The 13,266-nt window shown below is 60.3% G+C and carries 11 protein-coding genes; 4 read left to right on the forward strand and 7 right to left on the reverse strand.

Going from position 1 to position 13,266, the window contains the following annotated elements; translation table 11 throughout:
- Positions 1–116: 116 nt before the first annotated feature.
- Positions 117–839, forward strand: coding sequence for a sporulation protein YunB (gene yunB / locus B5477_RS10410; RefSeq protein ID WP_159449006.1), 723 nt, complete (start codon positions 117–119; stop codon positions 837–839).
- A gap of 44 nt (positions 840–883) precedes the next feature.
- On the opposite strand, the gene gltX is transcribed toward yunB, so the two are convergent.
- Entirely contained in the window at positions 884–2,338 is a 1,455-nt protein-coding gene (gene gltX, locus B5477_RS10415; RefSeq protein ID WP_079699629.1) for a glutamate--tRNA ligase, read from the reverse strand.
- Positions 2,339–2,679: 341 nt separating this feature from the next.
- On the opposite strand from gltX, the gene B5477_RS10420 reads away from it, so the two are divergent.
- Positions 2,680–5,013, forward strand: a complete 2,334-nt coding sequence (locus B5477_RS10420; RefSeq protein ID WP_079699630.1) for a SpoIIE family protein phosphatase — start codon at positions 2,680–2,682, stop codon at positions 5,011–5,013.
- Positions 5,014–5,477: 464 nt separating this feature from the next.
- Positions 5,478–6,647, forward strand: coding sequence for a hypothetical protein (locus B5477_RS10425; protein WP_079699631.1), 1,170 nt, complete (start codon positions 5,478–5,480; stop codon positions 6,645–6,647).
- Positions 6,648–6,717: 70 nt separating this feature from the next.
- Here the strand turns inward: B5477_RS10425 and B5477_RS10430 are convergent, their stop codons facing one another.
- From B5477_RS10430 to B5477_RS10440, 3 genes are all read right to left on the reverse strand, one after another.
- Positions 6,718–7,158 (reverse strand): hypothetical protein, encoded by a 441-nt coding sequence (locus B5477_RS10430; protein WP_079699632.1) that lies wholly within the window; start codon positions 7,156–7,158, stop codon positions 6,718–6,720.
- 34 nt (positions 7,159–7,192) lie between these two features.
- The gene (locus B5477_RS10435; protein WP_159449007.1) at positions 7,193–8,071 is read right to left on the reverse strand and encodes an aldose 1-epimerase family protein; all 879 of its coding nucleotides are present in this window, start codon (positions 8,069–8,071) and stop codon (positions 7,193–7,195) included.
- 112 nt (positions 8,072–8,183) lie between these two features.
- Complete coding sequence (locus tag B5477_RS10440) at positions 8,184–8,783, reverse strand: DUF4364 family protein (protein ID WP_079699634.1); 600 nt, start codon at positions 8,781–8,783, stop codon at positions 8,184–8,186.
- A 163-nt stretch (positions 8,784–8,946) separates the two neighbouring features.
- On the opposite strand from B5477_RS10440, the gene B5477_RS10445 reads away from it, so the two are divergent.
- Positions 8,947–9,657: a TVP38/TMEM64 family protein gene (locus B5477_RS10445; protein WP_079699635.1), complete on the forward strand. Its 711-nt coding sequence runs from the start codon at positions 8,947–8,949 to the stop codon at positions 9,655–9,657.
- Positions 9,658–9,700: 43 nt separating this feature from the next.
- On the opposite strand, the gene B5477_RS10450 is transcribed toward B5477_RS10445, so the two are convergent.
- Genes B5477_RS10450 through B5477_RS10460 form a run of 3 tightly spaced genes read right to left on the reverse strand, consistent with a single transcriptional unit; the run spans position 9,701 to position 13,212 of the window.
- Positions 9,701–10,861, reverse strand: coding sequence for a diphosphate--fructose-6-phosphate 1-phosphotransferase (locus B5477_RS10450; protein WP_079699636.1), 1,161 nt, complete (start codon positions 10,859–10,861; stop codon positions 9,701–9,703).
- 1 nt (position 10,862) lies between these two features.
- Entirely contained in the window at positions 10,863–12,362 is a 1,500-nt protein-coding gene (locus B5477_RS10455) for a lactate racemase domain-containing protein (protein WP_079699637.1), read from the reverse strand.
- Between the two features lie 16 nt (positions 12,363–12,378).
- On the reverse strand, positions 12,379–13,212 hold the full coding sequence (locus B5477_RS10460; RefSeq protein ID WP_079699638.1) for a triose-phosphate isomerase: 834 nt from the start codon (positions 13,210–13,212) through the stop codon (positions 12,379–12,381).
- Between the last annotated feature and the right edge of the window lie 54 nt (positions 13,213–13,266).

Genomic DNA, 13,266 nt, shown 5'->3' on the forward strand with positions numbered 1-13,266 from the left:
ATCCTATCAATCAAAGCAATCAAAAAATGAACTGGACGCAACATTTTATGCCTCTTTTTCGTCCAAAATCACCCAAAGCGCGGCAAAAGAATAGAATGGCTTAGGAGGTGATTTTCGTGAGGCACAGGCGTTGGCACCGCATACCAAGAATCGAGGCGCGCCATCTGCGCTCGATCCGGCTGATCCTTCTCGCTTTGCTGCTGATTTTTTCGCTCTTCTACGCCGACAGGCAGGTGCGCCCCATCGTGCGCACCATGAGCGGCTACATCGCCCAGAACGTCTGCACCCAGGCGATCAACAACGCCGTCATAGGGGAGCTGCGCCAGGACGGGATCGACTACGAATCCCTGGTCGCCGTCAGCCGCGACTTGGACGGCAAGGTCACCTCCATCGAAACCGACGTCAGCCGGATCAACCTCTTTAAGGCCCAGGTTACGGGCCGGATCATCGAGGCGCTGCAAGCGGACGAAATCCACAATCTCTACGTCCCGGCCGGTACCCTGCTCGACAGCCCGCTGCTCTCCGGACGCGGGCCGAAGCTCAACCTAAAGGTGGTGCCCGCCTCCACCGTCGCCACCGACATCGTGGGAGAGTTCACCTCGTCGAGCATCAACCAGACCCGGCACCAGCTCTACCTCACCGTGGGGGTGGACATCACCGCCGTACTGCCGGGCGTCAGCACGCCCCTGCACATCGACACCCGCTTTTTGATTGCCGAGACGGTGATCGTCGGGGAGGTCCCGCAGGCCTTCACCGAGGTCTACGGCGACGGTTCGGGCCTGCCCAACAAGGTCGAGGACTACGGAGCCGCCACCGCCCTGCCGGACCTGGCGCCATAAACCAGGGGGACCGCCCTTTAGGCGGTCCCCTATCTTGTTCCAACTTATTTGCTCAGCTTTTCAATGCCCTTCTTCAGCCGGGCAATGGACTCCTCTTTCCCCAGGATCGCACACAGCTCGATCCCGCCGCCGGGGGTGAACTTCTTACCGCTCACCGCCACCCGCAGCGGATAGAGCACCACCCCATTCTTGACGCCCAGGCGCTCGATCAGCGCGAAGAGCGCGTCGTGCAGGCTTTCCTCGCTGAAATCCGAGAGCCCCTCGAGCACCGGCAGAATCTCCTTTAAGGACTGCAAGGAGACCTCCTCGTTGGTCTTCATCTTCTTATTGAGGTAGAGTTCGTTTTCATACTCCGGAAGCGCGTCAAAGAAATCGACCTGTTCGGGGATGTCGCAGAGCACCTCGCAGCGGGGCTGGAGCAGCGCCGCGATCTTTTTGGTGTCCACCTCCCCCTTCACCGTCTGGCGAATCCAGGGCAGGGCCTTCTCATGGAACGCGTCGAGCGAGAGCTTGCGGATATACTCGCCGTTGACGTAATTTAACTTCTGCACGTCAAAGATCGCCGGGGACTTGGAAATCCCCGCGATGTCGAACTCGCGGGTCAGCTCGTCCAGGGTGAAAATCTCCTGGTCCCCCTTCGGGCTCCACCCGAGCAGGGCGATGTAGTTTAAAATGGCCGGGGTGAGATAGCCCTTCGCCACCAGGTCCTGATAAGAGGCGTCGCCATTGCGCTTGGAGAGCTTTTCGGTGGCGTTCTTCATCACCGGCGGGCAGTGGACATAGACCGGAATATCCCAGCCGAACGCCTCATAGAGCAGGTTGTATTTCGGCGCGGAGGAGAGGTATTCGTTGCCCCGGATCACATGGGTAATCCCCATGAGATGGTCGTCCACAACGTTGGCAAAATTGTAGGTCGGCATGCCGTCCGACTTGATCAGGATCTGGTCGTCCAGCGAATCGTTCTCCACCACGATGTCTCCGAAAATTTCATCGTGGAAGGTGGTGGTGCCGCCCTCGGGCATCTTCTGCCGGATGACGTAGGGTATCCCGGCGGCAAGCTTTTCCTCGATCTCTTCCCTGCTTAAATGCCGGCAGTGGCCGTCGTACTTGGGCGGCATGCCCGAGGCCTTCTGCAGCACCCGGACCTCCTCCAGGCGGTCCTTGTCGCAGAAGCAGTAATAGGCCTTCCCCTGCTCGACAAGCTGCAGGGCGTATTCCTTGAACATCCCCATGCGCTCGCTCTGCACATAGGGACCCACCGGCCCGCCGATGTCCGGCCCCTCGTCCCAGATGAGCCCCGTCTCGCGCAGGGTGTTATAGATGATGTCGGTCGCACCCTCGACGTACCGCTCCTGGTCGGTATCCTCGATCCGCAGGATAAAGGTACCGTGATCCTTCTTGGCCACCAGGTAGGCGTACAGCGCGGTGCGCAGATTTCCCACATGCATATAGCCGGTGGGGCTGGGGGCAAACCGGGTACGTACTTTTTCACATGTCATGGTTATGAAAACCCTCCGAATTGATCATTATTTTGCCGCCTGCAAGACTTGCGCCCATACAAAAATTTCGCCATGGCGGCACATTTTTTCGGGCCGATACCGCCCATTCGCCTGTTTATTTTACGCCCTCTTCTCGCCTTTTGTCAAGCGCTGCGCCACCGTTCCCCAAAATGGGTGCGCATGCCCGCTTTGCCGACCGCTTCATTTTACAAACTTTTCCAGACCCGCCGCTTATACTCTAATTTAGAAGTATATGCGCCGCCGCACGAAAATATACCGGAAAGTTTGTCGGCGCAGCATTCTCCACCGGATTTACAAAACATCTTAGGGGGAAGTAAGTCTTGAAAAACAGTTCTGACATCATCGGTCTCTCATTTGCGGACAGGCTCCTCGGCCGGCTGCGCAGCTACAGCGACATTTTGAGCTATCTCGGGGTGGGAGTGCTCTCCTTCCTGCTCTCGGACAGCGTCCTCTTTTATCAAATCGCCCCGTTCGGGGTGGCCATCTGCGCGGCGGTGCGGGGGGACCACACCTTCGCGGCGGTGCTCGGGGCGGTGCTCGGCACCCTGGCGGCCCCCGCCCTCCCCTTCAAAATGAAATACATCGCGGCCATCCTGATCGTCGGGGCCGTCAAATGGGCGCTGAGCGGCAAGGGGCGCCTGCAGCGCAGCCGGGTCATCTCCGCCCTGCTTTCCGGGCTCGCCATCGGGATCACAGGGATGGCGGTCAGCTTTGTCGGCGGCGTGCCGCAAACCTATCAGCTGGTCCTCTGCCTGTCCGAGGTACTGCTCGCGGGCGGAAGCACCTACTTCTTCGCGCGCACCCTGAGCGTGCTGGACCGGCAGGACGCCGTCCCGCTGCGGCAGAGTGATTTGAGCTGCGTGGTGATCGCCTTCGGGCTGCTGGTGGTGGCCCTCTGTCCGCTGGGGGTGGGCGAGGTCTCCCTCGGGCGGATCGTGGCGGTTCTGGTGGTGCTGACCTGCGCGCTCAAGGCGGGCGAGGCGGGCGGGTCCATCGGCGGAGTCACCGCCGGGGTGGCCTGCGCGCTCAGCGACACCGCCTATGCCTTCATGATGGGCTCTTTCGGCTTCGGCGGACTGATGGCCGGGGTCTTCTCCTCCTTCGGACGCTTCGGCTGTGCCGCGGCGCTGGTTGTGGTCAACGGCGTTGCCACCGCCCTGGCGGCCCTGGTACAGCCGGTGACCCTCGCGCCGGTGATCGAGGTGTTTATCGCCAGCGTGATCTTCGTCCTGCTGCCCCAGTCCCTCTTCCAGAAGCTGACCCTCAGCGCCTCGGGACTGCAAACCATGTCCGCCGATTCGGTCAAGAACATCATCCTCGGCCGGCTCTATCACACCAAAAAAGCGATTGGCGACGTGGCAGTCATCACCCAGCAGGTGGCAAACCGCCTACAGGAATGCTTAAAGCCGATCACCGACATCAACGCGGCCGCCGCCGAGCGGGTCTGCCGCAGCTGCCCGCAACGCGGCGACTGCTGGCAGCAAAATTTCAACGACACCTCCTCGGCTCTCAACGATATGCAGTCCCGCCTGCGCCAGGGCAAGCTGCTGACCTTGGAGTGCCTGCCCGAGCCGCTGCGCACCGTATGCCGGGATCCGCAGGAGCTGCTCTTCGCGCTCACCAGCTGCTACAACGAGCAGCGGCGCCAGGAGGCGCAATACTCGAAAAGCGCCCAGCTGCGCTCAATCGTGCTCGACCAATGGGGCGGGATCGAGCGGCTGATCTCGGACATTTCGAGTGAGATCACCAGGATCGCCGTGCAGGACGAGCAGACCTGCCTGCGGGTGCGGGAATATCTCAGCCGCCGGGGGATCCGCACCCGGTCGCTGAGCTGCTACGAGGACGAGGGCGGGCATATCGTCATCGAGCTCGGGCTCTTCCCCTCACTCTCGAAAAACCTGGACAAAACCGAGCTGACCTTCGATTTCGGGGAAATCTGCGACCGGGATTTCGATCTGCCCGAGGTCAGCGAACGGGACGATCTGCTGGTCCTCACCTTCTACGAACGGCCGGGATACAAGCTCAGCTACGGCGTGTCGCAAATCTCGGCGAGCGGGAAAAAGCTCTGCGGCGACAGCTTCAAATACCTCGAGGAGCACGGCGGCTCCAGCTATGCCATCCTCAGCGACGGGATGGGCAATGGGAGCCTGGCGGCCATCGACTCCTCGATGGCCACCGCCCTGATCAGCCGCCTGGCCGAGGCCGGGGTCGGGCTGGAAGCCACCTTAAAGCTGGTCAACTCCGCCATGCTCATCAAATCCGGCGACGAGTCGCTGGCCACTGTGGACATCTGCAGCACCGACCTGTACCGCGGCAGCGTCACCCTGTATAAGGCGGGAGCGGCGCCCAGCTATCTGCGCAAGAGCGGCAAGGTAGGATATGTGGAGTCAAGCTCATTGCCCGCCGGGATCCTCAACTCGGTTGAATTTGAAAAAACCTCCCTCCAGCTGAGCGCCGGGGACATCATCGTGCTGGTTTCGGACGGAGTGACCCAGACCGGCGAGGAATGGGTGCTTGACGAGCTCGAGCGCTTCGGGAGCGAAAACATGCAGGCGCTCTGCGAGCGGATCGCCACCTTGGCCAAGCTGCGCCGCAGCGAGGTGCATGACGACGACATCACCGTCTTTGCGATGATGCTACACGAAGCCGCCTAAAGGGCGCGCAGGGTCTGTGCTTATACATACCAGTAGTTGCGCCCTAACTAAGAATTGAAAACAGGGTTTCCAATTCTTCTCCCGTGGGTGCAAAACGGAAAATGCACGGAGTTTCTTCCCTCTATCTATGCCGGTGAGGGCGATTGGCCCGGCCACCCAAACCACACCTCCTCTTTTACCCTTCTTATATTTTTCTCAGGCGAAAGGCCGGGAGCGCATAATTGCGCTCCCGGCCTTTCGCTCCGGTGGCAAAAATGACCGTTAGCTAGGGAAGCTAACGGTCATCCTATCCTGTTATTGTTCGAGCGGCGGCGGAATTTCTTCCAGACGCTGGAACTCTTATCCTAATTATATCCGATTCTGGAAGGAGTTTCAAGCAAAATTCTTCTTTTTCTCCTCCTCCCTATCCCATTTTGACCCCTGGTTTCCCTATCTGGCGGTCTTTTCCAAGGAGGTCGAAAGCCTTGAAAACAGGGATTGGCAGACTGCTCGCCCTCACCGGCGCCGCCCTTTTTCTGTGCCTGCCCGCGCAAGCTGCGGATACCGCAGCTATGGCGGACAACGCGCAGGGATATGGAATCAAAATCCCCTTTACCCCTTCCCCACGCACCAGCAGCTACACCTTCACCGTCTACGACGGGGATGTTTTGCAGCTGAGCCAGACGCTGGATATTCCATCCCCGCAGACGGTGTTCCTCCCCTTCGCCTACGATCCGGCCCAGGTCAAGACCTATACGCTGGAGGTGACCGCCAATGTGGATCCCCTTCGCGCAGGACTGGACCGGCCCTATACAAAAAGAATTACGTTTGACGCCAGCGCCAACTGCGGGCATCCCGGGGCGGTGGGGGCGCTGCTGGCCGGGGACGGCAGCGCAGCCTCGCCCTATCTGGTGACCAACGCTGCCCAGCTCGAGCACGTCGCGCAGCACAGCGGAGCTTCCAGTACGCAGCCAGCCTATTTTCGGCAGATATGCGACATCGCCTACGACGGCACCTCCTGGCCGGCGCGCAGCATCAGCAGCATTAGCTACGACGGGGATGGGCACCTGCTGACCGGATTTAAACCCTCCGGCGGGGGTTCCGTCTTCGGAGACGCCGCCAACCTCTCCCTCTCAAACTTCGGGATCAATGATTTTTCGACTTCCAACTCCCCCATCTGCTCGTCCAACTCCAACCTTGTCCTCTCGCAATGCTTCGTGCAAAGCGGGACAATCAGTGGTCAATCCCAAAATTTCGGACCACTGAGCGCAATGGGCTCGTCGATCAAAGCCTCCAACTGCTACGTTTATGATGTCTCGGTCACAGGTTATACCAACGTCGGCGGGATGATCGGGAATGCAATAGACAATCTTTATTTAGAAAACTGCTTTACAAAACCGGTGCAAATTGTGACCTCCAAGGTAAAATCCGGGGTCGCGTGGAGCGCTCCTTCCTCTTCTTTCAACGTTCTCAACACATATTGGCTCTCCGGTTCGGCATCCTATGCCTTTACCACCAATACCAACGCCGGGGCCACTGCGCTGAGCCATGCGCAGATGCAGCAGCAGTCGAGCTATGCGGGCTTCGATTTTGACTCGGTCTGGCGGTGGGACGAGTCCCTAAAACACCCGGTGCTGCGGGTGTTTGACCACTGACAGGGCTTTGCCGGGAACCAATCATAGAAAAAGCGGCCCCACATATGTGGGGCCGCTCGTTTTAAAATGCTTACTTGGCAGCCTGGGAGACCAGCACCTGGGAGGGAACCCTCTGGGCGGCCTCGACGGGCTCGGTCACATTCTCGAAGGTAACGTACTTGTTCGTCTTGCGCAGCAGGAAAACCAGCGCCAGATTGAGGATCGGGGTGATCAGCGTGCCGGTGATCGCATACTCAAAGAAGGAGACGTCCACCGGAAAGAAAACCGACAGGAAAATCAGATTGAACACGGCGATCGCGGCCTCCGCGATGTAAAAACCGGTGATCTCGCTGCGGCGCACCCACGATACATAACGCTTGACGACCAGCACGACGCCGGTCACCACCAGCGCGCCGCGCAATGCCAGCACAATACTGGGCAGGGAACTGTTCCCCATGATGAAGACCACCGCCAGTGCGATCGCAGCGACGAAGGTATTGAGCATCATGAGATAGTACATAAACTTCTTCATAAAACCTCCAAAACCATAAACCAAATTTACGCCCTTAGATAAAGGTGACGGAGTAAGCCGCGCTCCACTCCCCGTTAGGGGCCAGCTTTACGCAATTTTTTTTATCTCTAAACTCCTCGCCTTTGTCATCGTCCCTGCCCGCCATCCCAAACCATGGCTCAAAGCAGAGAAACGGCGCCTGTTTGTGCGGCGGCGTCCAGAACGCGACGGTGGAATAGTCTCCAAAGTCGAACTGGACCCCCCTGCGGCTGCGGCGGCTGATGAGGGTGATCCGGCGGCTAATGAGGCCGTCGAAAACCAGTGCATCGCCGTCGAACAGATCATAGCTCAGCGGCAGGACATCCCGTCCGCTCAGCAGGTCGTACGCCTTTGAAAAATTCATCAGCCCGCCCTCGAACACCGGGCAGCGCACCGTTTCCGGCTTCTCGAAGCGCAGCTCATAGTCACTAAACACATCGCCCTCGTAAACGGGACAGTTAAAAGCGGGATGGCCGCCGATACAAAACGGCAACTCCCCCTCCCCGGTGTTTTTGACGGTGTAGCGCGTCTCGAGCCCGTCGCCGCCCAGCTTGAAGCCTACCACCAGCTCGAAGCCGAACGGATACATGCGGCGCGTCTGCTCGTTGTCGCGAAGGAGGAAGCTGATCGCATCCTTCTCCTGCGCACAGACCTCGAATTCGTTGTCCCGCGCAAAGCCATGGCGGGGCATATCATATGCCACGCCCGAAAAAACGGCCTTGCCGCCCTTCTGCTCCCCGACCGCCGGAAACAGCACCGGCGCGGTCTTGGCCCAGAACTGCGGATCGCGCTGCCATAGGTACTCGTTGCCCAGCACGTCCTGCAGGGACAGAAGCTGCGCCCCAAAGCTGTCGATGACCGCCATGGAGGACCCGGTGGAGATGGTGTATTTCACCTGTGTCGCAACCCCTTTCCTCATTCGTAAGGTGAATTATAGCACAAACCAAAAAATTTTGCAAATTTGACCAAAGTTTAACAGGTTTGTCCGCCTATTTTGCCAGAATCTGTTAGTCGAAAAGCTCTTCCCCACTGGGGATCAGGCTGCCCACCGTCCCAAGGTCCCCGGTCACCAGAGCGATGACCCCCTTATAGGTGAGCTGCGGGTCGTTGAGGAAGCGCCGTTTGACCTGCTCGCAGAGCTCTTTGGTGGGGACGAAGAGAGAGAGCTTCATCAGCGATGCGCCGATGTCCGGTATCTCCAAGGTGATGACGTAGCCATCCCCCTCGGGTCTTATCACGACGCTGTTTTCCCGCATGCGCCGCCCGAGGGTGAGCTGGCGCTGAAGCTCCCGCTCGCAGCGCTCCCGCACCGCGAGGGGCACATCCTTGTAAAACTGCTTTGCCGTGCTTCGCCCGTGCTCGGTGAGCTCGTAGGCCATGCCGCCCTCCCCGAGCATGCGCAGATGCCCCTGCTCGAGCATCTCGCTCATCAGGGAGGAGAACTCGAAATAGTTGACGTACCCTGTCTTTTGAAACGTGGTGGCCAGCTGCCCGAAGGTGACCGGCTCCCCCGCTTGCTCGAGCAGGTGGCAGATCAAAAATTTTATCTCAAAATCATTGGTGGGCGCGCCGGGCGCGACCCCCGCGGTGAAAATATTCCCCTGCAAAACACCCCAACCTTTCCTGTGCTGTACTGGATACCATTATAGTATATTTCCCTGCAAAAGAAAAGCGCCGGATGTTTTCATATTGTTCACACGCGGTTGCGAATACCGTCCCATTTATGGTATAGTCTAGTATCAGAATGATGTGTAAATTTGGGGGACCGAGATGGAAGGACAACCGGATAAAAAGAAAAAAACATTTCTGCTGATCGCAGTCGTGATTCTGGCCCTGCTGATGGCGGGAATCACTCTCTGGCTATGGCCTTATTTTTCAGCCCTCTCCAAGCCTGAGGCGCAGGCGCGCTTCCAGGAATGGGTCTCCTCGCTGGGGGTGCTCGGCTGGCTGATGGTGCTGGGGCTGCAGGTGGTGCAGGTGGTGGTGGCCATCATTCCGGGCGAGCCGGTCGAGGTGCTGACCGGGGTGCTCTACGGCACCTGGGGCGGGCTGCTGACCTGCATGCTGGGGGTGCTGATCGGCTCGCTGATCGTCTTCTGGGCGGTGCGGCTGCTGGGCAGCGCGCTCATCAAATGGGTCTTTGGAGAGGAAAAGCTGCGGGGCTACCGCTTTTTGCAGAATACCGAGCGGCTCGAGACGATCACCTTCATCCTGTTTTTCATCCCCGGCACCCCCAAGGACATTTTGACCTACGTGGCGGGGATCACGCCGATCAAGCCGACCCGCTTCCTCTTCATCGCCTGTTTCGCGCGGATCCCCTCGATTTTGAGCTCCACCTGGGCGGGCGCCACTCTGATCAGCGGCAACCTCTGGGGCACCGTGCTGATCTTCGCGGTGATGGGAGCCGTCTCCCTGCTTGGGATCATGGTGCATAAGAAGCTCATGCATCGCTACAATAAAAATGAATCGGAGAAAGCATAGGCCACAGGTCCGCAGGAGGGTGCTCCTGCGGACCTGTTTTCGCTCATGCCGGAATCCTGAAAAAGTCGTCCGGCAGCTCCCCCACCAGGGGCCGGCACCAGTCCAGGTAATTTTTTGTCACATCCATTTGCCCGGGGGCGAGATACTCTTTGGGCAGCGTGCGTTCGTGGAGCATGACCTCCCGGATCGGGATCAGCCTGGGGACGATCCGATACCCGCCGCCCGGCCTCCTCTCAAAACCCACCATGACTTCGGTATGCCCGCTCAGCGCGGCCTTGGCCGCTTCCCGCCCGGCCAATTCGGCCTCAAGCCTGTCGACGCCGGACTGCCAGGCGATCGATGCCCTCCCGCAGATCCCCGGCTTCTCGCCGCGCGCCTTGATCCCCAGGTTCCGGATGATCAGGGAGCAGAGATGCGCGCTGACATCGCCGTAATAAACCGAGCGGCCCGACCGGAATACCGGCTCGACGACCGGTTTTTTATCCTTATGACACAGCCCTTCGCTGGCCACAATCACAATTCCGCCGTGCCGCCGTGCCAGCCTTTCAACTTCGCTTAAGAACGCCTCCTCCTCGAATGGCGCCTCCGGGCAGAGGATCATGTGGGGGCCGTCCCCCTCCCCGCTTCGCGCCAGGGCGGAGGCGGCAGCCAGCCAGCCGGCGTTTCTCCCCATCGCCTCGATCACACAGGCATGGATCGGCAGGGAACGCACGTCCTCGGACACCTCCCGCACCGTCGCCGCCAGGTAGCGCGCTGCGCTGCCGAAGCCGGGGGCATGGTCGGTCACGGCAAGGTCGTTGTCGATGGTCTTGGGGATCCCCACGACGCATATCCCCGCGCCGGCGCAGGCCCTGGCCAGCTTCCCGCAGGCATCCATCGAGCCGTTGCCGCCGTTGTAAAGGACATATCCAATGTGGCGCTCGCGCAGGACCCGCGCCATCTGCCCGTAATCCTCCGGCTTCAAATGGTCCCGGGAGGTGCCGATGGCCGAGGCGGGGGTTCTTAGCAGCCCGCGAAGGGCATACTCCGGGATGTTGTCCAGCCGGATAAAATCCTCCCGGAGCACCCCCAGCGCCCCGCCGCGCGCGCCCAACACGGCCGCGACCTTCCCGCTGTCTTTCGCCTCCATTACCGCACCGTACAGGGAGGCGTTCATCACAGCCGTGGGGGCGCCGCCATGAATGATCAACATATTGTTTTCCATATCAGGGTACCTCCGCTTGGTGGGATAACTCCGCCAGCGCGCTGCTGACGGTACCCGGGTATTCCCGCTCCTTGAGGCACAGGTGTACCGCCGCCCTGGTAAAGGTCTTCGGCAGGGCGAGGATATTGGGGGTTTCCCCCACATATTTTTGCTTGGCATCCTCCAGCGCCTCCTCGAAGGTGGCGCGGGTTTTGAGCCCCATCCCCCGCGCCAGGCCGGGCTGCTCGGCCCCCACCAGATAGATGGCCGCGGTGTGCCGCTCGGCCAGGTGCCCGCAGCTGACCATCGAAAAGCCGTGGAAGGGATGGAACGCATTGGCGTAGCGGTACCGGCGGATATACTCCCCGTCGGTGGCATAGTACTCCCCCAGCCGGCAAAGGTCGGGCAGGGTCTGCATGCCGCCGCGCTGGTACTGCTCGTAGAGCGCGGGGAGGTAGGGCCAGAGCGCCTCGTTCATAAACCCGTTGCAGGTCGACGAGCAAATGATAACGCAGCGATCGCTCATCACCCGCTTATGGCGGATAACCTGCGCGGAAAGCGCCTGCATGAGCATGATGGGGTTGGTGCCCATCCCGTCGCCGTAGTGGAAGGACTGGGGCATACCGAAGACCAACACGTCGTATTTTTTCTGCGCCCAGGGGACGTAGGTGCGCCGGTCGGCCACCTGCCAACTGAGCGGCTCGATCGCCGCCGCATAGCCGGAAAAAACCGCTATCTGCCGGGAATCGCTGTCGAGCACCGCATCGCAGCAGAAAAACTTTTTCCCCATCCTCTTCTCCATGTACATCCCGATCTCATCGAACTTGGTGCGCATCAGGCTCCCGCCGCTCACCGGCACAAATTCGGGCCGGTGCATGACGCCTGGCACATGGTGGGAGGCGATGCTCCTCCAGTGGGTGATCCCGGTGGCGCAGTGCTTATAACCGCCCGAATAGCCCCCGTAGGGGTTCCCCTGGGTATGTCCGATCAGCACGGCGACGTCGGCGTCGTAGACATATTTGTTCATGATTACCGGGTCCCCGCGCGGGGTGAGGCCCAGGTCGACGAGGTGGTCCCAGTCCTCGCTGTCATGGTTGACGATCTGCCCGCTGTGCCAGAATTCATCGAAGAGCGGTTGGCCCAGAATGCCCAGAAGCTCCTTCTCGGTGTTTTTCCGGTGCAGGCCGTTGGAGCAGAGGAGCAGGATGTCCCGCTTCTCCACCCCGGCGGCGTAAAGCTCCTCGAGGACGATCGGGATGCTCACCTTGCGATGCGCGCTTTCCTGCTCCCCGCCCTTCACCCGGTCGGGGAAGATGATGACGCATTTGGAGCCCTTATGAGCCAGCTTTGACAGTGGCTCCATTCCGATGGGATTGCGTATGCTGTCCCAAGTCGCTTCCTTCACCTGGTCCTCCGGGATATGCGGGGGATCGGGTACCGTCTCCCCGGGGATAAAGATGTCGGTCGTGTCGGGCAGCCGCGCCTTCATAAGGCCATGGCCGTATTCAAATTCCAGCTGCAACAAAAGTCCCCCTTTCTCATTTCCCCAGGTACCGGCGCACGATTTGCAGGTATTCCTCGGGATAGAACCCGATCTCGCCCGAAAAACGCGTGAGGGCGATCAGCCCGCCGTCGATTTCCGGGATGGAAGCCAGCATGGCGGCGTTCTGCTCCTTGAGCCCGCCCCCATATACCACCGGCAAGCCGCCGGTAGCTTCCTTGACGAAGCGCGCGGCCCTTTGGATATAGTCCCGGTCCGGCGCCGCTTTCCCGGGGCCGATGGCCCAGACCGGCTCATAGGCGATGGCGATGTGTCCGCCACCAGCGCCCCGCAGTCCAATTTCCAGCTGCCCGGCGAGCACCTCCTGCCAGCGCTCCTGCTGTTCGGCTCTTTCCCCTATGCAGTAAAGCACGTCGAGGCCTCTGCCCACCGCGGCCCGGATTTCCTGGTTTAAAATCCGGTTGACCGCCCCCTCGTTTGACACGCCCGCTTCGGCCAAAATCCCCGCCTTGTCCGCGCGTTCCTCACAGTGGCCGATCAATACGGCCCCGCAGCCCAGTGCCTTTGCCGCGGCCGCCGGCCTGTTCGTCGTGAACGCCCCGAAATTGCCGCCGGGCGCCACATCCTCGCGGCAGACGCCCTGGCAGCCGATCTGCAGCGGGGAGCCCAGCCTTTTTGCGTTTGCGGCTGTGATCAGGTGCGCCTCCGGGAAAAAGAAGGTGAACCGCGCCTTCCCGGAATACCGCTCTATTTCGTCCTGCAGCCGCTCGACAATCTGCGCCCCCCAGCAGCCGGCCGGGGCGAGCCTGTTTACCCCGGCCAGCCGTACAGGGATGTCAAAGCGCTTTAAATTGGTATAGATGTATTTCATTTCTTGTCCTCCCGGCGGCTGCGTGCCGCAACCGTCCAGTGCGCCCCGGCGCCG

Origin of the sequence: Provencibacterium massiliense (assembly GCF_900169495.1) — a bacterium.
In the GTDB taxonomy this organism is placed as follows: domain Bacteria; phylum Bacillota; class Clostridia; order Oscillospirales; family Ruminococcaceae; genus Harryflintia; species Harryflintia acetispora.

Excerpts from the sequence above, each read along its gene's own strand:
- B5477_RS10460 (WP_079699638.1), bottom strand. The coding sequence starts at position 13,212 with ATGAAATACATCTATACCAATTTAAAGCGCTTTGACATCCCTGTACGG.
- B5477_RS10430 (WP_079699632.1), bottom strand. The coding sequence starts at position 7,158 with ATGAAGAAGTTTATGTACTATCTCATGATGCTCAATACCTTCGTCGCT.
- B5477_RS10450 (WP_079699636.1), bottom strand. The coding sequence starts at position 10,861 with ATGGAAAACAATATGTTGATCATTCATGGCGGCGCCCCCACGGCTGTG.
- B5477_RS10445 (WP_079699635.1), top strand. The coding sequence starts at position 8,947 with ATGGAAGGACAACCGGATAAAAAGAAAAAAACATTTCTGCTGATCGCA.
- gltX (WP_079699629.1), bottom strand. The coding sequence starts at position 2,338 with ATGACATGTGAAAAAGTACGTACCCGGTTTGCCCCCAGCCCCACCGGC.